The 20342-nt window shown below is 40.5% G+C and carries 19 protein-coding genes and 2 pseudogenes; 10 read left to right on the forward strand and 11 right to left on the reverse strand.

Annotation, left to right across the window (positions count from 1 at the left end):
* Window positions 1-104 precede the first annotated feature (104 nt).
* The 4 genes from mdtG (at window position 105) to PR799_RS02935 (ending at window position 4739) form a co-directional block, all read left to right on the forward strand.
* On the forward strand, window positions 105-1328 hold the full coding sequence (gene mdtG / locus PR799_RS02920) for a multidrug efflux MFS transporter MdtG (RefSeq protein ID WP_272521216.1): 1224 nt from the start codon (window positions 105-107) through the stop codon (window positions 1326-1328).
* Window positions 1329-1706: 378 nt separating this feature from the next.
* Complete coding sequence (locus tag PR799_RS02925; protein WP_036951563.1) at window positions 1707-3239, forward strand: peptide MFS transporter; 1533 nt, start codon at window positions 1707-1709, stop codon at window positions 3237-3239.
* A gap of 145 nt (window positions 3240-3384) precedes the next feature.
* A complete protein-coding gene (locus tag PR799_RS02930; protein ID WP_272521217.1) occupies window positions 3385-4191 on the forward strand; it encodes a PhzF family phenazine biosynthesis protein in 807 nt (268 codons plus the stop codon).
* A 140-nt stretch (window positions 4192-4331) separates the two neighbouring features.
* Window positions 4332-4739 carry an acyl-CoA thioesterase gene (locus PR799_RS02935; protein ID WP_036951567.1) on the forward strand — a complete coding sequence of 136 codons (408 nt, stop codon included), beginning with the start codon at window positions 4332-4334 and terminating at the stop codon, window positions 4737-4739.
* A gap of 93 nt (window positions 4740-4832) precedes the next feature.
* Here PR799_RS02935 and PR799_RS02940 read toward each other — a convergent pair whose 3' ends face one another.
* Complete coding sequence (locus PR799_RS02940; RefSeq protein ID WP_272521218.1) at window positions 4833-6161, reverse strand: hypothetical protein; 1329 nt, start codon at window positions 6159-6161, stop codon at window positions 4833-4835.
* A 732-nt stretch (window positions 6162-6893) separates the two neighbouring features.
* Here PR799_RS02940 and PR799_RS02945 point away from each other — a divergent pair.
* Window positions 6894-7496 carry a tetratricopeptide repeat protein gene (locus PR799_RS02945; protein WP_154604205.1) on the forward strand — a complete coding sequence of 201 codons (603 nt, stop codon included), beginning with the start codon at window positions 6894-6896 and terminating at the stop codon, window positions 7494-7496.
* Between the two features lie 210 nt (window positions 7497-7706).
* Window positions 7707-8144, forward strand: a complete 438-nt coding sequence (locus PR799_RS02950) for a universal stress protein (protein WP_036951577.1) — start codon at window positions 7707-7709, stop codon at window positions 8142-8144.
* A gap of 224 nt (window positions 8145-8368) precedes the next feature.
* Here the strand turns inward: PR799_RS02950 and agp are convergent, their stop codons facing one another.
* The gene (gene agp / locus PR799_RS02955) at window positions 8369-9622 is read right to left on the reverse strand and encodes a bifunctional glucose-1-phosphatase/inositol phosphatase (protein WP_272521219.1); all 1254 of its coding nucleotides are present in this window, start codon (window positions 9620-9622) and stop codon (window positions 8369-8371) included.
* Between the two features lie 237 nt (window positions 9623-9859).
* Between agp and PR799_RS02960 the strand changes: the two genes are divergently transcribed.
* Window positions 9860-10297: a GNAT family N-acetyltransferase gene (locus tag PR799_RS02960; protein ID WP_272521220.1), complete on the forward strand. Its 438-nt coding sequence runs from the start codon at window positions 9860-9862 to the stop codon at window positions 10295-10297.
* Window positions 10298-10305: 8 nt separating this feature from the next.
* Here PR799_RS02960 and PR799_RS02965 read toward each other — a convergent pair whose 3' ends face one another.
* The 6 genes from PR799_RS02965 to PR799_RS02990 form a co-directional block, all read right to left on the reverse strand.
* Window positions 10306-10839, reverse strand: coding sequence for a GNAT family N-acetyltransferase (locus tag PR799_RS02965; RefSeq protein ID WP_272521221.1), 534 nt, complete (start codon window positions 10837-10839; stop codon window positions 10306-10308).
* Window positions 10840-10972: 133 nt separating this feature from the next.
* Window positions 10973-11629 (reverse strand): formate dehydrogenase-N subunit gamma, encoded by a 657-nt coding sequence (fdnI, locus tag PR799_RS02970; RefSeq protein WP_272521222.1) that lies wholly within the window; start codon window positions 11627-11629, stop codon window positions 10973-10975.
* A complete protein-coding gene (gene fdxH, locus PR799_RS02975; protein WP_195848254.1) occupies window positions 11622-12509 on the reverse strand; it encodes a formate dehydrogenase subunit beta in 888 nt (295 codons plus the stop codon). The genes fdnI and fdxH overlap by 8 nt, the downstream gene beginning before the upstream one ends.
* Window positions 12510-12520: 11 nt before the next feature.
* Window positions 12521-15568, reverse strand: a complete 3048-nt coding sequence (gene fdnG / locus PR799_RS02980; protein WP_272521223.1) for a formate dehydrogenase-N subunit alpha — start codon at window positions 15566-15568, stop codon at window positions 12521-12523.
* 351 nt (window positions 15569-15919) lie between these two features.
* Window positions 15920-16243, reverse strand: coding sequence for a YnfA family protein (locus tag PR799_RS02985; protein WP_154604211.1), 324 nt, complete (start codon window positions 16241-16243; stop codon window positions 15920-15922).
* 62 nt (window positions 16244-16305) lie between these two features.
* On the reverse strand, window positions 16306-16572 hold the full coding sequence (locus tag PR799_RS02990; RefSeq protein WP_154604212.1) for a DUF2798 domain-containing protein: 267 nt from the start codon (window positions 16570-16572) through the stop codon (window positions 16306-16308).
* A gap of 271 nt (window positions 16573-16843) precedes the next feature.
* On the opposite strand from PR799_RS02990, the gene PR799_RS02995 reads away from it, so the two are divergent.
* Together PR799_RS02995 and PR799_RS03000 are read left to right on the forward strand one after the other, a co-directional pair.
* On the forward strand, window positions 16844-17398 hold the full coding sequence (locus tag PR799_RS02995) for a dihydrofolate reductase family protein (RefSeq protein ID WP_272521224.1): 555 nt from the start codon (window positions 16844-16846) through the stop codon (window positions 17396-17398).
* 2 nt (window positions 17399-17400) lie between these two features.
* Window positions 17401-18000 (forward strand): TetR/AcrR family transcriptional regulator, encoded by a 600-nt coding sequence (locus PR799_RS03000; RefSeq protein WP_272521225.1) that lies wholly within the window; start codon window positions 17401-17403, stop codon window positions 17998-18000.
* 86 nt (window positions 18001-18086) lie between these two features.
* Here PR799_RS03000 and PR799_RS03005 read toward each other — a convergent pair whose 3' ends face one another.
* The 3 genes and pseudogenes from PR799_RS03005 to PR799_RS03015 all read right to left on the reverse strand — a co-directional run.
* Window positions 18087-18515 carry a TOBE domain-containing protein gene (locus tag PR799_RS03005; RefSeq protein WP_272521226.1) on the reverse strand — a complete coding sequence of 143 codons (429 nt, stop codon included), beginning with the start codon at window positions 18513-18515 and terminating at the stop codon, window positions 18087-18089.
* A gap of 270 nt (window positions 18516-18785) precedes the next feature.
* Window positions 18786-19469 (reverse strand): carbonate dehydratase, encoded by a 684-nt coding sequence (gene can / locus PR799_RS03010; protein WP_154604216.1) that lies wholly within the window; start codon window positions 19467-19469, stop codon window positions 18786-18788.
* Window positions 19470-19646: 177 nt separating this feature from the next.
* Window positions 19647-19832, reverse strand: a pseudogene (locus tag PR799_RS03015) (hemolysin); the annotation flags it as partial.
* A gap of 85 nt (window positions 19833-19917) precedes the next feature.
* On the opposite strand from PR799_RS03015, the pseudogene PR799_RS03020 reads away from it, so the two are divergent.
* Window positions 19918-20330, forward strand: a pseudogene (locus PR799_RS03020) (transposase); the annotation flags it as partial.
* Between the last annotated feature and the right edge of the window lie 12 nt (window positions 20331-20342).

The raw sequence follows: 20342 nt of genomic DNA on the forward strand, positions 1-20342 counted from the left end.
AAGTATGTGACTGGGGTCCGCGAATGAAGCCAACAACGCTGCGGCACGAAAATATGATGGGAGTGAAGCCAACAACGCTACGGCACGAAGTATGAAGGGAATGTATGAAGAAAAGTACTTACTGGAAAAAAAACCTTTATATTGTCTGGTTCGGCTGCTTTCTAACGGGCGCTGCCTTCAGCTTGATCATGCCTTTCCTTCCTCTGTATATCGAAGAACTTGGTGTTACTGACCATGGCTCTTTGAATTTATGGACGGGTGCCGTTTTCAGTATTACGTTTCTCTTTTCCGCTATTGCCGCCCCTTTTTGGGGACGTCTTTCTGACCGCCACGGTCGTAAATTAATGTTGTTGCGCTCTGCCCTTGGTATGGCGATTGTGATGGTGTTGATTGGCTTTGCGCAGAATATTTGGCAACTTTTAGCTTTGCGCGCCCTTTTAGGCTTACTTGGTGGGTTTGTCCCGAATGCCAATGCGCTAATTGCCACCCAAGTCCCCGTGAATAAAAGCGGATGGGCGATGGGTGTTTTGGCAACCGGTGCGGTTAGCGGTGCATTGATTGGTCCACTGATTGGTGGATTACTTGCCGACCAATATGGCTTGCGTCCAGTATTCTTTATTACCGCTAGCGTGTTGTTTATTTGCTTTTTTGTCACACTTTTCTACGTTCGTGAGCGTTTTACTCCTGTTTCACGCAAAGATGCCCTATCCGGAAAACAAGTTTTTGCCTCTTTACGTAATAAAAATTTAGTGATCAGCCTATTTTTCACCACGATGATCATCCAAGCATCAATTGGTTCGATTAACCCGGTGATCACCTTGTATGTTCGTGAGCTTTCAGACTCGATTGATAATCTTGCTTTTATCAGTGGGATTATTGCATCCATTCCCGGCGTTGCCGCGCTGATTAGTGCCCCTATGCTCGGTAAACTGAGTGACCGAATTGGACCTGACCGTGTTTTATTAGCGGTACTTGGCGCCTCAATTTTTGTTCTGTTCCCGATGGGGCTAGTCAGCAGTTATTGGGAATTAGGCGCCCTGCGCTTCTTACTCGGCGCCCTTAACGCCGCGCTATTACCTGCCGTACAAACCTTAATTATTTATAATATTTCTCACCAAATCACTGGACGCATATTTAGCTACAACCAAGCATTACGGGATGTGGGGAATGTCACGGGTCCTTTAATGGGTTCCTTTGTTGCAGCAACATACGGCTTTAGAGCCGTGTTCTTCTTCACAGCCGTATTAGTGTTGGTCAACCTCATTTACTCTTGGCTTATCATTAGAAAACAATCCGATGGTCTAAGAGCATCTCCCTCTAAAGAGTAATGTTAATGTGTCCCTTTTACGCCAAAACATAACTTTTTATTATCTTTTCCACGAAAAGTTTATAAGCGCAAAAAATATTTTGTAACATACTGTTTTTAATCAACTTAATCGATTCAAAAAACATTCTTTTATTGTCAATAAAAATCCGTTATTCTGTGCCCCCTTATCGTAAGAATGAGAGTTACATCGAATTTTCATCTTAAAACTGACTTTCTTACGATAAATTCATTCTGCTTATTAGCAATTTTATAATAATGTATGCCGAAAATATGTTTGCAACACAGCATTAACATATCAATAAAAAACAGTGATGGCGCTTTTGCTCCACATTCACAATTCGGCACAACCTCTTAAGTCACAACGTATTGGAGTTCACAGATGAGTCATTCTGCGACTAAAACTAAAACTTTTTTCGGGCATCCTTACCCGTTGAGTTCGCTTTTCCTCACCGAAATGTGGGAACGTTTTTCTTTCTATGGTGTTCGTCCTCTTTTAATCCTCTTTATGAGTGCAACTTTGTTGCAAGGTGGCATGGGGCTGCCGATTGAACAAGCTTCTGCTATCGTGGGTATCTTCGCGGGTGGTGTTTATATCACATCATTACCGGGCGGCTGGCTCGCGGATAACTGGTTAGGTCAGCGTCGTGCCGTTTGGTATGGTTCTTTGATCATTGCATTGGGTCACTTGTCGATAGCGCTGTCTGCGTTATTTACCAATACCTTCTTCTTCGTGGGACTGCTATTGATCGTATTAGGTACGGGTTTATTTAAAACCTGTATCACCGTCATGGTTGGAACCCTATATAAGAAAGAAGATACACGTCGTGATGGTGGTTTCTCTCTGTTCTATATGGGTATCAATATGGGTTCATTTATTGCCCCATTAATTATCGGCCCATTACATGAAAAATATGGCTGGCATTTAGGCTTCGGTTTAGGTGGTTTGGGTATGTTAGTTGCCCTGCTTATCTTCCGTTTCTACGCTATTCCACAAATGCGTCGTTATGACAAAGAAGTCGGTTTAGATTCCACATGGAATCACCCTACCGTTCAACGTAAAAACGTCGGTAAATGGGTTGCAGTTGCCATGGCTGCACTGGCTGTACTGGTGGTGTTAATCAATAACGGTACCATCCCATTCAACCCTTCAGTCATCGCAAAAAGCTCGGCTTACATTATCTCAACCTGTGTGGGCATCTACTTTATTTTCATGTTCTTCTGTGCAGGTTTGAACAGCAGTGAACGCTCTCGCTTACTGGCATGTTTAATTCTGTTAATTGCTGCGGCGTTCTTCTGGTCTGCCTTTGAACAAAAGCCAACATCATTTAACATTTTTGCGCGTGACTATACCGATCGCCAATGGGGTAACTTCGAAATCCCAACGATTTGGTTCCAGTCAATCAACGCCTTATTCATCATTCTGTTAGCGCCTATTTTCAGCTGGTTCTGGCCTTCTTTGGCTAAGCGTAATCTGAACCCAAGCAGCATGACGAAGTTCGTTATTGGTATCCTGTTCGCCGCGGGTGGCTTTGCGGTCATGATGGTTGCAGCTAACCACGTTCTGGCAACACAAACTGGCGTTTCACCATTCTGGTTAGTCGGCAGTATTTTATTACTGACATTAGGTGAACTGTGCTTAAGCCCAATTGGCCTGGCAACCATGACATTACTTGCACCACAAAAAATGCGCGGTCAGGTGATGGGATTATGGTTCTGTGCAAGTGCGCTGGGTAACTTAGCTGCAGGTATCATGGGTGGTAATATCCGTAAAGACCAACTGGATTCAATGCCAGACCTGTTCTCCCACGTTTCTATCGCACTGGTTATTTGTGCTGTTGTGCTAGCAGCCCTGATTATTCCAGTCAGAAAAATGCTGCAAAACGCAGATAAAAACGAAGCAAAAGCGAAATAATATTATTCGTTATTAGATAGTCGTTGTTGGCGTAATAATCTCAACAATTATTGCGCCAACCTCTCCTCAATACCGCAAATCTCGTGCTACTCTTCCCTCACTTTTCTAATCATAATGAATTATTTCCATTCAAGGATCTTTTACGATGAGCACACTGTCTGTTCCGGTTTATTATGTCGATGCGTTCACTGATACCCTATTTCATGGCAACCCAGCCGCTATCGTTTTACTTGATGAGTGGCTTCCTGATGACAAGCTTATCGCTATCGCCGCCGAAATTAACTTATCTGAAACGGCCTTTCTGGTCGGTGAACATATCCGCTGGTTTACACCCGTAATGGAAGTTAAATTGTGTGGTCATGCGACCCTAGCCGCTTCGTATATTCTAAACAAGTTTAAGCAGCACCCGGCAAACCCTATTGTATTTCAGTCCTTATCTGGAGAACTGACGGTTCATAAAAATCAAGAAGGCTTCACGTTAGACTTCCCTATTTTAGATTGTGAACCTGCCGATATAAGCCAGTATCCACAATTAAGCGAGATCCTCGGTACCCCTATTTCCGAATTGTATTTAGCCAAAGACCGTTATATCTGCTTTGTTGATTCGCCAGAGCAAGTGCAGAATTGCCATCCAGATATGTTACGCCTTGCACAATTACCTTTGCAGGGATTAACCATTACCGCGAAAAGCGCCGATAACCAAGCTCACGACGAACAGTGTGACTTTGTATCTCGCTATTTTGCACCGGCCAAAGGTGTTAATGAAGATCCCGTCACTGGCACCTCTCACTGCGCGATTGCCCCACTTTGGGCTAAACGATTACAGAAAAACCCCGTATTAGGTCACCAGATTTCGGCTCGAGGTGGAAAAATACACTGCTTAATTGAACAAAATCGCGTCAAGATGACCGGAAAAGCAACACTCTTTTTAGCCGGAACGATTCACTTTTGATTAATCACTGTATTTATTTGTGATCGGGATTACACTTATCGGCAACATTAATGATATGTACATTAATGTTCCGGTAAGTAATTATTTTTACCGGTTCAAGTTTTTAAATAGTGAGAATTCAAAGAAAGTAAGGCTTAAATATGCGTTCCGATGTTGATGATGTAATCAAACAAAAAATTGAACAATCTGTTACCCATGTTTCTAAAGTGGTATTCCCAACCACTACTAACCACCATAGCACCCTATTCGGTGGTACTGCATTAGCATGGATGGACGAAGTTTCCTTCATTACCGCGACCCGTTTTTGCCGCAAAAGATTGGTGACCGTCTCCACAGAAAAAATCAATTTTACCCACCCTATCCCATCAGGCACCATCGTTGAATTAGTTGGGGAAGTGATCCGAGTTGGTCGCACTAGCCTTACCGTTAATGTCTCTATCTTTTTAGAAGATATGTACGCTGAGGGACGAGAAGAAGTGATCCACGGGCAGTTTAATTTCGTGGCTATTGATGAAAATGGCAAACCAACCCCGTTATTTGAACAGTAATCACGGCTCTCTATTTACCACCATTCTCATTGGTAAATAAAAAATGTGCGCCCGATCATTAAGATAGAGCGCACATTATTCATATTCTCGACATCAAGCGAATGCTAGGAATGGAGAGATACACAGTAAAATCCCAGTAAAAATAATCAGATATAAAGAGATACCTTTATATTTATGCAACATTGGGACTTTATAGACTAAATACGCTGGAATCAAACAACCTACCATCCCGAAAATTGGGCTACAGATGGATGTGAAACTCAGCACTGGTGCGTTCAGGATAATCGCCCCCCAAGCTAATAACACAGCGAAAATCATAATGCCGTTCTTCACCCAATTTTCGTTAATACGCTCAACCGGCATCATGCGTTGTAATATGTTCATCACAATACCTTGAGTTGCTTCACGGAAACCTAAGTAAACCCCAAAGAACGCGGTCATGACGGCAAAGATATTTAACATGACACTGACGACAGTCACCCAACCACCCGGGAAGAATTTCGCCGCGATGGCTAATGCAGAAATATTTTGCTCATAGGCTTTCACTGCTTCGTCATGACCCATCGCTAACGTAAATGATACTGCGTAGAAAAAGACGGTACAGAATAAAACAATAAACGCAATATTCATTGCACGCAGGGCTTTATAACGTGCTACTTCGCGGTTCACGTTTTGGCTACGGAATGAAATCACCATTGGGCTTAATGTTTGAATAAACAGAATCGATGTTAATGTGAAAGGTAATGTGATGATTGCCTCTTTAAACAAGCGTCCAACTGGCGGCAATGAACCCACATTATATAAGTGCCACATCCCGACCATGGAAATACCCAATGCAGCAACCACAAATAATTTAGTCAGAACCATAAAGCTTGAAAGTTTAAAGAGCAGTTTTTCACCACGAGAAGAAATGGCGACTAAAATACAAATCAGAACTAGGCCATACCAAGGACTTTCAGATAATAACCCATCCGTTACACCGAAAGTTTGCAAATAAGATGCACTGTCATTCGTGATTGCTGTTGAATAAACAAACATCCAAATCACCAGCATAATAAAATAGAGCGCGCCAAGCAGCATACCCCAGTTTTTACCTAAATATCCGCTGATCACACTTGGATAATCTTTACATTCTGGTGATTCCGCCAGCGTGTTAATAAACAGACGCTGAAACAAATACATTGCAGGATAACCGACAACGGATGAGAGCAAAAATACCCATAAGCCCATCAAGCCAACTTGTACAGGGAGAAAAACAATCCCTGCACCAATCGCCATCCCGATACTCATAATCACCCAACCAACATCTGTGCCATCAAACTTAGTGGCAGCACGCCATTGTTCTTGCGTCATACCTGCGCGAGAAGCAGCCGTAGAAGCTTTTCCATCATCGACATTATCTATTGTAGGGATCGTAGCCATAATTACTCACTTAATATTGTTGAACTCTTAAAAGAGAATTTTTTTTGTTTTAGATGCGACTTAAGTGGTTATTTCTTTCAATAACCTTAATTATTTGCAGGCTATTATAATGATTCCATCATAGAGGATATGTGAGAGAAAAATTATCTCTTTATTAACCTATAAAACCCCCAATAAAGAGAATATTTTTCTCTAAAAAGAGCAATCCGACGTAAATATCTCTATCTATCGACGGAAATAATCCCTATTAATTGTTTTTGACCACAATAATTATAACTCTTTGTTTTTAAAGGTGTTAGCCTTTTAATAACCCATTAGTGATTATTAACAATTTCAACAATTATCCTTTTATTTCGTGCTAAACATCACAAGACACCATGATAACCACTACTATTCTTTGCAATAATTCCGTATTTTGTATTTCTCTTGTTAATTTTCGATATAAATAACTAGTTCGCTATTGAGAGTAATATTTAATTTTTACCCATTTATCGCGTCAAAGAGAATCGCTGCAGGCTTATTAATGAAGAAAAACATTTTGAATATTCACTCCTGAAGAGTAAAAAGCTCGTTTACTCTGTATTTTCGATGGAGCGTTGATATTTATAAATTATAGAAGTAGAGTATTTAATGCGTTGATGGTTATATCCTGTAGTTAATAACTGTTAACACCGTTTCGAGTTTATCTTGAAATAAGGATATTCATAGCCAACTTAAGATACGGAAAGCCTTATGTTACGATTATTGACCTTCATTTCTTTATTTATATTTTCAACGAATTTAACTTTCGCTGCCCCTGTTCCTCCCGAAGTTATTAAGCAAATTGAGCAACAAGCACAAAAAGGGGATGTTAAGGCTCAGGTTATGCTGGGCATTGGTTACTATGTCGGTAACGAAATTAAGCAAGATTATCCGAAGGCCAAGAAATGGCTTACGATGGCTGCCAATAAAGGCAATGCGGATGCTCAACTATTTCTAGGTGATATGTATCTTAATGGTAATGGCGTTCAATCTGATTTTGAAACAGCTTATGGTTGGATTGAGAAATCGGCGAATAAGGGAAATCCTGAAGCCATAAACTATATGGGCCAATTCTATTACCAAGGTGCCGGCGTAAAACAAAATTATCTCGTGGCTTTTGAGTGGTTTCAAAAAGCAGCAGATAAAAAGTTCCCACCCGCTGAATATCAATTAGGAAAAATGCTACAAAATGGTGAAGGAACTGAGTTTAATGAAAAACTCGGTGCTGAATATATTGATAAAGCGTGTAAAGGTGGATTAAAACCTGCTTGCCCAGAAAAAGAAACCACAAAACCTAAAGCGCCTAAAAAATAATATTTTCCTTGAAAAGCGGTGATACCCCCCTCATGTATTGCCGTTTTCTATTGTCATTATTTCTATTATCTATTTTTTATTCCCGTCAATTGCGTACTCCCGCTCACATCATTTTTAATCCAACTCAGTTAATATTAATTTATTAACAATCAATATGAAAAATGATTAAAATGTTCTAAACTTATAATATAAAAGAAAAAAGGAGATATTATGTACAATACAATTTTAGTTCCTATTGATGTTACCGAAGACGACCTCACCAAAATGTTAGTTCCGCATGTTAATGCAATGCAGAAACTAAACAATTCTACTGTTCATTTTTTAGCTGTGACTGCACCCATTTCCAATTACTTACGCTATGGCGGCACTATTTTGCCAGGTGACTTTCCAGATGATCAAAAACAAGCTGATATCATTCTGAAAGAGCTGCAAGAGAAAGTTAAACTGTTCTCTATCCCTGCAGATAAAGTGCAAGTAAAAGCGGTTGTAGGTTCAGTTAAAGATGAAATTTTGGCAACAGCTGAAGATATTAAAGCGGATGTTATTCTACTCGGTTCACGTCGCCCAAGTATGTCTACCTACTTATTAGGCTCGAATGCGGCCTCTGTTGTACGTTATGCGAAAACTAGCGTATTAGTGGTTCGCTAATCCACATAAAGGGTTAACAACCACAGAAAACTCTATTTTAACTCGTCGAATGGTTAGGGTTAAAGTTTGTTACACTAAAGGGCAATTCCATACAATTTACAAGCCCATTCATTCGATATTTAAGGTAAATTAGAGGCTCATAAACATTTTCGTGACTATTTCACACCCTGCTCCTCAGAGCAGGGTTTTTTATGCCTCATTCAAGCATTATTAGCCATTGAATATCACTGTTTCAACGCCGATTTCATCACATTTTCAAAATCTTCCCATGAACAATACCCATTTTTATCAATCGGGCAGTTTTTCAATTCAAGGGTAACGTGTTTTGGCGGAGTTGCTAAAGAGAGGTAAGCATTGTCTCGCAACTGATCTGCGGTTTGATACACATACTCAATCTTCACATAGTCCTTTTTCTCTTTTTTATCTGTCCAGCGTTGGAATACTAATTTACCGCCAATCGGTGTGTGCTCATATTGTTGAGGTAATTGGTATGGTTTGAAATCCATCGCGGATAATACTGAAGCAATATTTGAATCATGTCCCACTAAGAAAATGAATTTAGCAGTTTCGCCTTTATTGACAGAAACAAAACCTTTATCCATATAGCTCAAAATTGGATGTGCCACATTTTTTGCGATAATTTTCGGTGAAAATAACGTTTCTTGATAACCATTTTTTAAGGTATTCAGCTTTTGCCATTTTTCATCGCTATTGACCATTCCCCATGCCACATCTTTCTCAGGGAAACCTTCATAATATTGCAGATCAATTGCATCGACGGCAGAGTTAGCCATCTTCAAAGGCCCACTCACACCCGGCTCTTTATCGGCTTCAATGATAAAGCTATTTTTTGGCGTGGCTAAATTACACAGTTTGTCCGTCGCGCACTTCTTCGAATCTTTTATATTGAGAATATTGCCAAGCTCATCGTAACCTGGCTTCAGGTTTAACCCTTTAAGGTGAGACTCCATCGCATCAATTGCTTGCTTTTTAAACTCAGGAGAACTGTTAGTAATAATTGGATTAAATACAGGGTCCATCGTGCCAATTTCTGGCTTGTGATGGATATTCACTTTACACCCAGGGAATGCTCCCGCAGTAAAGAACTGGGCTGTTGCAATGGTTCTTTGTAGGCTGTTGGTGTAAACATAAACATCATCGCTGCTGGTTGGACATAATTCATTAGCAAAGAGCTTATTGCTGTCGAGCCACTCTCTAAAATAGTGTCCCATATACACTTCGAGCGCCCCGCCCTTTGTCGTTAAATAGCCACTTTCTGCATCCCATGCGGGCCACTTTTTATTCGTTATTTCAGTCAGGATCCCTGTATTAACAATAGGAGTACGTAAATTATGACGACTTAGGACTAAAACTTGGTCTAATTCCATATTTTGTGAATTATCTGTACTTGCAAGTGCGGGGGCTATTGGTGCGAATAACGCCGCCGATAAACACACTGTTAGCATTTTATATTTCATCAGCATACTCCTACCATGGTTTTTAAATTGATTAACATAATCAAGCAATAAACACTGCAATAAAATAAAGTATAGTGCTTATATGAATTTAGGGGACATATCCTCTAATAATGAAGCAGTTATCTTTTTTTTCTGAGAGTAATATCCCAAAAACGCCCCTTAACTAAAATAGCCATCAAATATTGACTTTCAAGCCTGACAATCTAAGATAAATTCTCTATATAAGGATAAAATGCAATGAATATTCAAACAGCTACCGCTAATCATTACGATGAAATCATGCGTGTTTGGGAAGCTTCAGTAAGAGCAACCCATGATTTTCTGCCAGAAAAGAACATTGAAATGCTAAAAACACCCATTAGGGAACAATACTTACCTAATTTGTCTGTTTTTGTCGCTTTAAATCCACAAGGTGAAGTCACTGGATTTTTAGGGGCTGGGGAAAATCGACTCGAAATGCTGTTTATTTCCCCGCAAGCGAGAGGAACTGGCATCGGTAAACAGTTGCTGAATTACGCCATTGAGCAGCTAGGTGTTAATGAAGTCGATGTGAATGAACAAAATCCGCAAGCGGTTGGTTTCTATCAACATATGGGATTTGTTCAATATGCGCGTTCTGAACTTGATGGGGAAGGAAATCCATTTCCTTTACTGCATATGCGATTAGCTAAATAGCGACAGATTTATAGATACTGACTATTCATCACTGTATTCACCAGAAAATGGTTAAATACGTCATACTGACTCTGTGTGAAAGGCGTATTTAAGCTTAAAATTTCCAGCTTATGAGGTGAATACTGGGTGTTATAGCATGGGTGATGATGGACATAGTCATTTCTGACAAAACCATTTTTTTCATAGAAATGAAGGCGTTTTTTCGCAACCTCATCAACTAATGGGTCTATCTCTAACACTATCTGTGGGTACAACTGGCACAGTGCGGTCAACGATTTTTGACCGTAACCTGCCCCACGAATGTGTTGGTCAATAGCAAAATGTTCAATGTAGAAAAAGGCATCAATAGCCCACCCCCCGATAAACCCAACAAACTGATTATTATCAGTAATTTTATATAAATAGTATTGTTCTAGCCGAAGTAATGCCGCTCGCCCTGCATAAGAACGTTGTTCGTGGTCAGGGAAGGAAATATCGTATAGCGCATTAATTAATTCATTATCGTGTTTATCATTTGCAGAAATTCTTACCAGTTCAACCATTTTCCCTCCGAAATCACTCAAGATAATCAATCTAAAACATGACATTCTTTAAACATAAAAAAGCCACTGTCATTGTGTAACCTTTTCGGTAACGTCAACAACAGTGGCTTATATTACTTAATTGACAGCCAAATTACTGGCTTTTTTCAGCTTCCGCTTTGGCTTCTTTCGCTTCAACATCACGATACCAACGTGGGTGATGTTTCTTCGCCCAGCGACGGCTCACTTTACCTTCAATCATGCCGTTGATAGATCCTTTAACCCAGAATGCCATATACATATGGATTAAAATTGCGTGGATCAAAATAATCGCGGCTAATGCATGAACCAAAATACTCCAACGCACCATCCAGATTGGGAATAAATGCGCGAAATAAGGACGCCACATAATAATTCCGGTAATCAAAAGTACAAAAATCATACTCATGATACTCCAGAACATCATTTTTTGACCGGCGTTGTATTTGCCCACATCAGCCACTTTATGTTCATTACCTTTGAGAACTTGAACAATATTCAGTAGCCAAGGAATATCTTTTCTATCTGGAATATTGTGTTTTACAAAGCGCACAAACATAAACATCAGCACGACGAAAATAAGCACACCAAAGAAAGGATGCAAAATTCGTCCCATTTGTGGCGTACCGAAAGTTTCAGTCAACCACTTCAAGGTTGGGAAAAACAGTGCAATACCCGACAAGGCGACTAAGAAGAAGCTGATAACCACTGTCCAGTGGCACGCTCGGTCAATAAATTTAGTCCGAACGATCATTTTGCTCTTTTTACTCATGGTCATCTTTCTCCTCTTCATCATCCACTTCTTTGTTTGGACCAATACCCACATAGTGGAAAATCAGCCCTGCAAATGTGGCGATAAAGCCTGCTACCGATAATGGTTTCAGGATGCTTTGCCATAGATTAATTGGTGTATCAATCTGTGGGTCTTTTGGTAATCCGTGATAAAGCTCAGGTTTATCCGCATGATGTAGCACGTACACCACATGGGTTCCCCCAACCCCTTCCGGATCATAAATGCCAGCTTGGGCATAACCACGTTTTTGCAGTTTTTCAACACGCTCAGCGCCGTATTCCAGCATTTCGTTTTTAGTACCAAAACGAATCGCACCTGTTGGGCAGGTTTTCACGCAAGCGGGTTCTTGTCCCACTGCGACACGGTCAACACATAACGTACATTTGTACACTCGATTATCTTTTGGATTTAATCGAGGAATGTTGAACGGACAACCCGCGATACAGTAACCACAACCAATACAGTGTTCCGATTGGAAATCCACAATACCGTTAGCATATTGAATAATCGCACCCGCAGATGGGCATGACTTCAAGCAGCCAGGATCGGCACAGTGCATACAGCCATCCTTACGGATAAGCCATTCCAATTTACCTTGTTCACTGATTTCGCTAAAACGCATCACCGTCCAAGATTTAGCACTTAAATCGGTTGGGTTATCGTAAACCCCAACGCAGTGCCCGACTTCATCACGGATATCGTTCCATTCCGAACATGCCACCTGACAGGCTTTACAACCGATACAGGATGACACGTCAATGAGCTTACAAACTTCAAATTTATCGTCACGCGCCTGTGGTGGAGGCGTAATGCTATTGGTCGCGGAACGTTTAATAATGTCTTGAGATTGCATGGACATAGTTCCCTCCCTTACACCTTCTCAATGTTAACTAAAAACGCTTTATACTCAGGAGTCTGAGAGTTAGCGTCTCCCACAGATGGCGTTAACGTGTTGGTAATAAAGCCTTTTTGTGTAGCACCTTCAAAGCCCCAGTGAATAGGTAGACCCACTGTTTCAATCGGTTTACCGTCTACCATCAGGGTTTGCAGACGTGGTGTTACCACAGCAATCGCTTTAATAAAGCCACGTTTACTGCTGACTTTAACCTTATCACCCAAAGCGATGCCTTTGGATTTCGCTAAGGTTTCACTGATTTCCACAAACTGCTCCGGCTGAGCAATGGCGTTCAAGCGTGCATGCTTCGTCCAAGTGTGGAAATGCTCCGTTAAGCGATAAGTGGTTCCGACATACGGGAATTCTTTATGATCGCCAAGACGTTTCTTGTCATCTTCAAAAATTCGCGCAGCAGGGTTAGAGACCACATTTGGATGCAGAGGGTTAGTTCCCAATGGCGTTTCAAATGGCTCGTAGTGCTCAGGGAATGGACCTTCTGCCATTTTATCAATCGCAAACAGACGACCTAAACCTTCTGGTTGCATAATAAATGGCCCTGTACCAACTTCTGGAGCTGACGCGTTAAAGTCAGGCACATCGTTTCCGACCCACTTCTTACCGTTCCACTCAATCAGAACCAGATCTTTATTCCATGGCTTACCTTTGGTATCACAAGAGGCGCGGTTATAGATAACACGGCGGTTTAATGGCCATGCCCATGCCCAACCCAATGTATTACCAATACCGGATGGGTCGCTGTTATCGCGATTCGCCATCTGGTTACCTTTCTCAGTCCAGCTACCAGTGTAGATCCAGCAAGAAGACGCCGTTGAACCATCAGCGCGTAGCAGTGCGAATGAATTCAGAAGCTCGCCTTTTTTCGCTTGTAAGTTGCCATCAGCATCATATAAGTCGACCAGTGCAACCCCGTTGTTCTCTTTCGCCACTTCTTCCGATTCCGGATGGAATTGACGTTTATAATCCCAACGCATTTGCAGCAATGGCTCGCGACCTTTACCACCTTCTCGTTCATACATCTCACGGATTTTATGCAAAATACCCGTTAAGATCTGACCATCGTTACGTGCTTCACCCGGGGCATCCGCTGCTTTCCAGTGCCACTGTAACCAGCGACCAGAGTTAGCAATGGAGCCGTCTTCTTCCGCAAAGCAGGTTGAAGGTAGACGGAAAACTTCCGTTTGAATGGAAGCAGGGTCAACATCGTTCATTTCGCCGTGGTTCTGCCAGAAATTCGCTGTTTCGGTGGTTAATGGGTCAACCACGATTAGATATTTCAGCTTACTTAAACAGCTAACCACTTTGTTTTTATCTGGGAACGAGGCTACTGGGTTAAAGCCTTGGCAGATGTAGCCGGTGACTTTATCTTTGCTCATCATGTCGAAATACTTCATGACATCATAAGCTTGATCCCATTTAGGTAGCCAATCAAAGCCCCATTGGTTCTCTGGCTGAGCAGCATCACCGTAAAATGACTTCATCAAGCTGACGAAGAATTTCGGATAGTTGCTCCAGTAGTTAACCTGATTAGGTAATGTGGCTTTTGGCGTATTCGCGGCTAAATAGCTATCAACATCTAACTGTTTTTCTGATGGCAGTGTTAAATAGCCCGGAAGGCTCGTCGATAGCAGACCTAAATCCGTTAAACCTTGAATGTTTGAGTGTCCACGCAGCGCATTCACCCCACCACCACAAATCCCCATGTTGCCTAAAAGCAACTGGATCATCGCCATGGTACGAATGTTTTGTGCGCCCACGGTATGCTGAGTCCAACCTAATGCATACAGGAATGTCCCCGCTTTATCTGCGGCGCTCGTGGTTGCCAGAATTTCACACACTTTTAAGAAATCTGCTTGCGATGTACCACAGATCCGTTCAACCATTTCAGGGGTATAGCGGGAAACGTGTTTTCTTAGCAGATTCCAAACACAGCGCGGATCTTGCAGCGTGTCATCACGTAATGCATGACCATTTTCATCAAACTTATAGTTCCAACTGGTTTTGTCATAACGACCTTTTTCAGCGTCATAACCACTGAATAAGCCATCGTTAAAGTCAAAATCATCTCTGACAATCAAAGATGCGTTGGTATAGTTCTGAACGTATTCCGCATTTATCTTATTATTTTCAATTAGATAAAGTAGAACACCAGAAAGGAAGGTAATATCCGTTCCTGAACGAATTGGCACGTAATGATCGGCCACCGATGCGGTACGCGTGAAACGCGGGTCTACCACAATCAGAGTTGCATCATTATTGTTTTTCGCTTCAATCGCCCAACGGAATCCGACAGGGTGAGCTTCAGCGGCATTACCGCCCATCACCATAATCACATTGGCGTTTTTAATATCAACCCAGTGGTTGGTCATCGCACCGCGACCAAATGTTGGAGCAAGACTTGCTACCGTTGGTCCGTGTCAGACGCGCGCTTGGTTGTCGACCGCTAACATACCGAGCGATCGTGCGAATTTTTGGGTTAACATCCCCGTTTCATTGCTAGCCGCAGAGGCGCAAAGCATCCCTGTCGATAACCAGCGATTGACAGTGGCGCCTTGTTCATTTTTTTCAATAAAGTTGGCATCACGGTCATCTTTCATTAAGCGGGCAATACGCGTAAAGGCATCGTCCCAACTAATGCGTTCCCATTTATTCGAGCCTGGTGCACGATATTCAGGATAACGTAAACGACTGTCACTACGAATGTAATCTAGTAACCCTGCCCCTTTCGGACACAGAGCACCGCGATTCACTGGATGATCGGCATCACCCTCGACGTGGAAGATGGCAGAGCGAGCATTCATTGCCCCATCACCCATACTATAAATCAGCAATCCACAACCCACGGAACAATAGGTACAAGTATTACGCGTTTCTTTCGAACGCAATAATTTATTTTCACGTACATTAGCCATTGCCATTCCTGGCATAAAACCTAACGCAGCTACAGTTGTACCTGCCATCCCGCCGGCGCAGATTTTAAAAAACTTTCTGCGACTGACGTTCATTATTAACCTCTTTTTATTTTTGTATATTCGCGGGAGAGAATATCAGTCACTTGTAATTAGATATTGCCTAAAATCAATGAAAGTGAAAATAAAGGTTAATTAATGTCATTTAGGTAGTTAATTAGCCATTAAAAATACTACTTAATGAGTAATTATTGTTAAATTGATTTGGATCAATTAGATAGATTATTTGAATTAAGTAACAAATTAAGTTAAATAAAGATAATGCAAATGAATTTTAATTAGATTAGAAAATGTTTTTTATATTGTGGTTTATACCTACATTAAAATAAATAACCAATCCATATATTAAGCTAGATATTTAAAATTAACTTAATATATGGGTAGTTATTATTTCCAACCGCTAATAATAATACCTGCGCCAAGTAAAACGACCAGCGCACCAATCCAATCTGTAGCAGCAAGAGAAACACCATCAACGACTTTTAGCCAGATCAATGCCGTGACAATATAAATTCCACCGTAAGTGGCATAAATACGTCCGCTGGCTTCCGGGTGTAACGTTAACAACCAAACAAACAGCATTAAGCTGAGTACTGTGGGTACTAACAGCCAAATACTCCCCTGTTTTTTCATCCATAAATAAGGGAAGTAGCAACCTAAAATTTCTGCTAGCGCAGTTAAAAAAAATAATCCAATAATTTTTAATGACATAAAAATGTTTTCTTCTCAATAAAATCACTATTTATGCCACCTAATAAGAGGCGGCATATTGTTTAAGCTTGCTTAACAAATAGCAGTGATACGCGTCTTGCAATAGGCAAAACAAATAATACGGTTGGGAATGCAATCATCCATGAAATAGCCCATGAACTAATCCAAGGCGCATAAATTTCGGAGGTGAATCCCAGTGCACGAAGAGTACTTATTAGTGAAACAATACCGCTCATCACCAAAGATAAAAAGAAAGGCACCAGAAAAAACAGGGCGCGCATAGGAAGTTTAGGAATACCTAAAATATAGTTACGATCTTGAAAGGACATACAGTCTCCATTAATCAGCGGATACACAACAGCATATAACTGTTGGTGCAACAAAGTTATATGCGTTGATTAACGTAAACGCTTACGAGTCATAGAGACCAATTGAGAATCATTCTAATCTTTAATGATATTTTGTCAATACACCTTTTAACATCTTATTTACTCAATTTTATGCAGATTATCCTGATAAGAAATTAAGCACTTCACTATTGCAAATTCTACCTACCTATTTATTATACATCGTATAATAAATTAGAGAGAGAATGCAGTGGTGACTACTGGACATGTTTTTATTGCAACCAGCCTTGATGGCTTTATAGCCCGTGAAAACGGCGATATCAGCTGGTTACTTGAATTAGATTCAACTGGAGAAGATCACGGTTATGATGCATTTATTGCTAATATTGATGTGATTGTTATGGGTAGAGGCACCTACGAGACAATAAAACATATTCAACCTTGGTTTTATAATCGTCCGGTCATTGTGCTATCAAAAATACTCGCTCAAGAAGCTATCCCTGAAGAATTAATAGAAAAAGTACGCTTCGTTGACCTTTCCCCTAAAGAAGTCATGCAGATGCTAAAAGCAGAGGGATATCATCACGCCTATATTGATGGCGGAAAAGTGGTTCAATCTTTTATTTCTGAAGGATTGATCAGTGACCTGATCATCACTCGAGTCCCCATTTTATTGGGTGCTGGTCGCCCATTGTTTGGTAAAATTTCTAACGATATTCACTTATACCATACACAAACTAAAATCTTTGATTCTGGATTTATCCAATCCCACTATGAAATAAAACAGTCCTCTAATGAAGGCCAATAATAATGGATAACGCATTGATAGCAAAAACAAAAACAGTGAGGTCGGTAGGACGCCCAAATAAGAAACAACCAAAAATATCAGCAGAGGCGATTGGCAGTGCGGCAATAATATTTATTGATTCCCATGGATTTTCAGCACTCAGTATGCGAGCGCTCGCCAAAGAAATGGGCATTAACCCTATGACAATTTATTACTATTTTGAAGACAAAGAGTGTTTAGTCAAAACGATTGCCAACCAGGTTTACGCTGAGGTAATGCCTTGTTTATCGGGAACACCCATCGAACAAATAAAGTACCTATTAACTGAATACCGAGAACGTATTGTGCGTTATCCTGAATTAACGTTATCAATATTTAATCACCCAAATTCTTTTCCTGAAGAGGCGCTGCGAATAACCAATACCCTTATCAAGCTTGCGATGGAATTAAAATACTCTCTAGAGCAAGCCACACTTTGGGTACATATTTTGGTTGATTTTACTCATGGTTCTGCACTAGCAGTAGCAAAAAGGAAAACTAATACAGAAGAAAATAGAGAGGAAAATGAGCTGATCTATTATCATCAAGCTATTGATAATTTATTGGTAAGAATAAAAGAATAAAAGAATAAAAATTAAAAGAGAAAGATAAAGAGAAAGAGAAAGAGAAAGAGAAAGAGCGGTTTCCTCTTTCTCTTCATCTCATTAACTTACTTTTTCGTTGCTAAAATCACACTAGACGCTTTCACGATAGCCGTGACTTTACTGCCTGCCGCCAATTTCATCTCAGCAACACTGTTATTTGTTACCACTGCAGATAATTTAGTGCCTGCCCCAGTCGTCAAATGGACAACTGCATTCACACTGCCCGTTTCAATCGCATCAATACGCCCAGTGAACTGGTTACGAGCCGAAAAGAGATACTCGTGATCATCCGAAACTAAGACAACCCATGGCGCTTTAATAATGGCAACAGCCTGCTTGCCTTTTGCCAAACCTAGCAGCTGGGTGCTATTTTTCGTGATCACTGCAGAAATTGTTTCACCATTACCTAAGCTTAAAACCACTTCATCATTAACTGCACCAGCCAAAACTGATTCGACCGTTCCTGTAAGCTGATTACGTGCTGAAATTGACATAGAAAACCTCATTTAATCGAAGACCAGTGAATATTGAAGCGATAGTAAGCTTTTTAAATATTGTTTACAAACAGTCAAAATTCTTGACCCTTACAAATGAGTGGCGAATCACATTTAGGCTTTGAAGCCATAAACTCTATTGTTCTCATGAAAAAAGACTCAATTGTTAAATATTGAATTCTTATTTTTTAATAAATACACTTAAAAAAGCCCCACTGATATGCATTTATCAATGGGGCTTTTTCGTAAAATTAATTTATAAGTATTATATTAGTCCGCGGAGCAGCCTGTCGTAAACGGTGCCTTTGTGGTTAAAGCCGCTATCGCTTCACGATAACAAAGCTCCAGTTTTGCTCTGCTATCCGCCGTAATATCCAGATCCACCAAATAACCATCATTAATACCGTAGATCCAACCGTGAACCATAATATCCTGCCCTCTTTTCCAAGCAGATTGTAATACGGTGGAGTGGCCCAGATTATAAACTTGCTCAATCACGTTCAATTCACATAAACGATTAATACGTTCTGTTGGTTTAAGCTCGCCTAACATTCGGCTATGTTTAAACCAAATATCTCGAATATGCAGCAGCCAATTATCAATTAAACCTAATTCCTTATTGTTAATCGCAGCCTCAACACCACCGCAGCCATAATGCCCACAGACAATAATATGCTCCACTTTAAGCACATCAATAGCATATTGGATAGCAGATAAACAATTGAGATCAGTGTGAACCACGAGATTCGCTATATTTCGATGAACAAACAGGTCGCCGGGGCCAACTTTAATTAATTTTTCAGAAGGTACTCGGCTATCAGAGCAACCAATCCATAAAAACTTAGGTTGTTGGTCTTTTGATAATTGTCGAAAAAAGCCGGGGTCTTGTTCTTTAATCGACGTTGCCCATTCTCTGTTATTCACAAATAGTTCTTTAATTTTATCCATCGCCATGTGGCACGCTCACTTACAAATCTTGCTATATATGATATTTAAAACTTATTTATAAAAACGCAGTTAATTTAATTAATGTCCCTAAATTTACCAGAAGATTACTCTCAATCGGTAAATATGCAAAAAGTAATCTGTAGATAGATTATTTTCTTAATATAGGTGTTTTTTTGACTTCCATCCAATTAGCTGCACTTTCTCAATCCGTTTTTGCTCTTTTTCTTTGTCAAAAATCGTATTGAGTTTTTCATGGGCATTGTCCGTATCACGGCTTAAATCCGCCACATTTTGCTGCTGATTATCCTTGTCACGAATAACAATTTCACCCTCAGACACCGCCGAGTGCGTGGTGTTATGTCCACTTCCCCTAAAATGAGACAGCTATAATTAAACTTTCTGCCCTAACCATTGCAGAGGTCATGATGAAAAAACCCGTTTTACTGAAACTCAAATCATTAATATCTTAAAACTCGCTGATTCTGGTATGAAAGTGGAAGATATATACCGCCAAAATGGGATTAGCAATGCCACCTATTACAATTGGAAATCAAAGTACGGAGGTATGGAAGCTAATGGTGTTAAACGATTAAAAGAACTCGAAGACGAAAATACTAAGCTCAAAAAAATGTTTGCAGAAGTTAGCCTTGAAAATCATGCGATGAAGAAACTTTTTGCAAAAAAGGGTTGGTAGTGGCTGAGAAAAAGTCCTGCGCTCAATCGTTAAAACATGCCGGTTTATCAGTCATTAAGGCTTGCCAGTTAACATCGTTATCCCGAGCAACATTTTACTGTCAACCCGTTGATTGGCTTAAAAAAGACGGCGTGGTGATTGATGCCATACCAACTGTTTTAGCAAAATCACCTCTCACCAGAGGC

It is taken from the genome of Providencia sp. PROV202 (genome assembly GCF_028479565.1).
GTDB classification, from domain to species: Bacteria; Pseudomonadota; Gammaproteobacteria; order Enterobacterales; family Enterobacteriaceae; genus Providencia; species Providencia zhijiangensis.

What these genes read in the sequence shown, in the direction of transcription:
- fdxH (WP_195848254.1), bottom strand. Translation starts at nt 12,509, where the DNA reads ATGTCCATGCAATCTCAAGACATTATTAAACGTTCCGCGACCAATAGC.
- PR799_RS02985 (WP_154604211.1), bottom strand. Translation starts at nt 16,243, where the DNA reads ATGTCATTAAAAATTATTGGATTATTTTTTTTAACTGCGCTAGCAGAA.
- PR799_RS03005 (WP_272521226.1), bottom strand. Translation starts at nt 18,515, where the DNA reads ATGTCAATTTCAGCACGTAATCAGCTTACAGGAACGGTCGAATCAGTT.
- PR799_RS02925 (WP_036951563.1), top strand. Translation starts at nt 1,707, where the DNA reads ATGAGTCATTCTGCGACTAAAACTAAAACTTTTTTCGGGCATCCTTAC.
- PR799_RS02945 (WP_154604205.1), top strand. Translation starts at nt 6,894, where the DNA reads ATGTTACGATTATTGACCTTCATTTCTTTATTTATATTTTCAACGAAT.
- PR799_RS02930 (WP_272521217.1), top strand. Translation starts at nt 3,385, where the DNA reads ATGAGCACACTGTCTGTTCCGGTTTATTATGTCGATGCGTTCACTGAT.
- PR799_RS02990 (WP_154604212.1), bottom strand. Translation starts at nt 16,572, where the DNA reads ATGTCCTTTCAAGATCGTAACTATATTTTAGGTATTCCTAAACTTCCT.
- PR799_RS02960 (WP_272521220.1), top strand. Translation starts at nt 9,860, where the DNA reads ATGAATATTCAAACAGCTACCGCTAATCATTACGATGAAATCATGCGT.
- PR799_RS02950 (WP_036951577.1), top strand. Translation starts at nt 7,707, where the DNA reads ATGTACAATACAATTTTAGTTCCTATTGATGTTACCGAAGACGACCTC.
- PR799_RS03000 (WP_272521225.1), top strand. Translation starts at nt 17,401, where the DNA reads ATGGATAACGCATTGATAGCAAAAACAAAAACAGTGAGGTCGGTAGGA.
- agp (WP_272521219.1), bottom strand. Translation starts at nt 9,622, where the DNA reads ATGAAATATAAAATGCTAACAGTGTGTTTATCGGCGGCGTTATTCGCA.
- PR799_RS02935 (WP_036951567.1), top strand. Translation starts at nt 4,332, where the DNA reads ATGCGTTCCGATGTTGATGATGTAATCAAACAAAAAATTGAACAATCT.
- PR799_RS02965 (WP_272521221.1), bottom strand. Translation starts at nt 10,839, where the DNA reads ATGGTTGAACTGGTAAGAATTTCTGCAAATGATAAACACGATAATGAA.
- fdnI (WP_272521222.1), bottom strand. Translation starts at nt 11,629, where the DNA reads ATGAGTAAAAAGAGCAAAATGATCGTTCGGACTAAATTTATTGACCGA.
- PR799_RS02940 (WP_272521218.1), bottom strand. Translation starts at nt 6,161, where the DNA reads ATGGCTACGATCCCTACAATAGATAATGTCGATGATGGAAAAGCTTCT.
- can (WP_154604216.1), bottom strand. Translation starts at nt 19,469, where the DNA reads ATGGCGATGGATAAAATTAAAGAACTATTTGTGAATAACAGAGAATGG.
- mdtG (WP_272521216.1), top strand. Translation starts at nt 105, where the DNA reads ATGAAGAAAAGTACTTACTGGAAAAAAAACCTTTATATTGTCTGGTTC.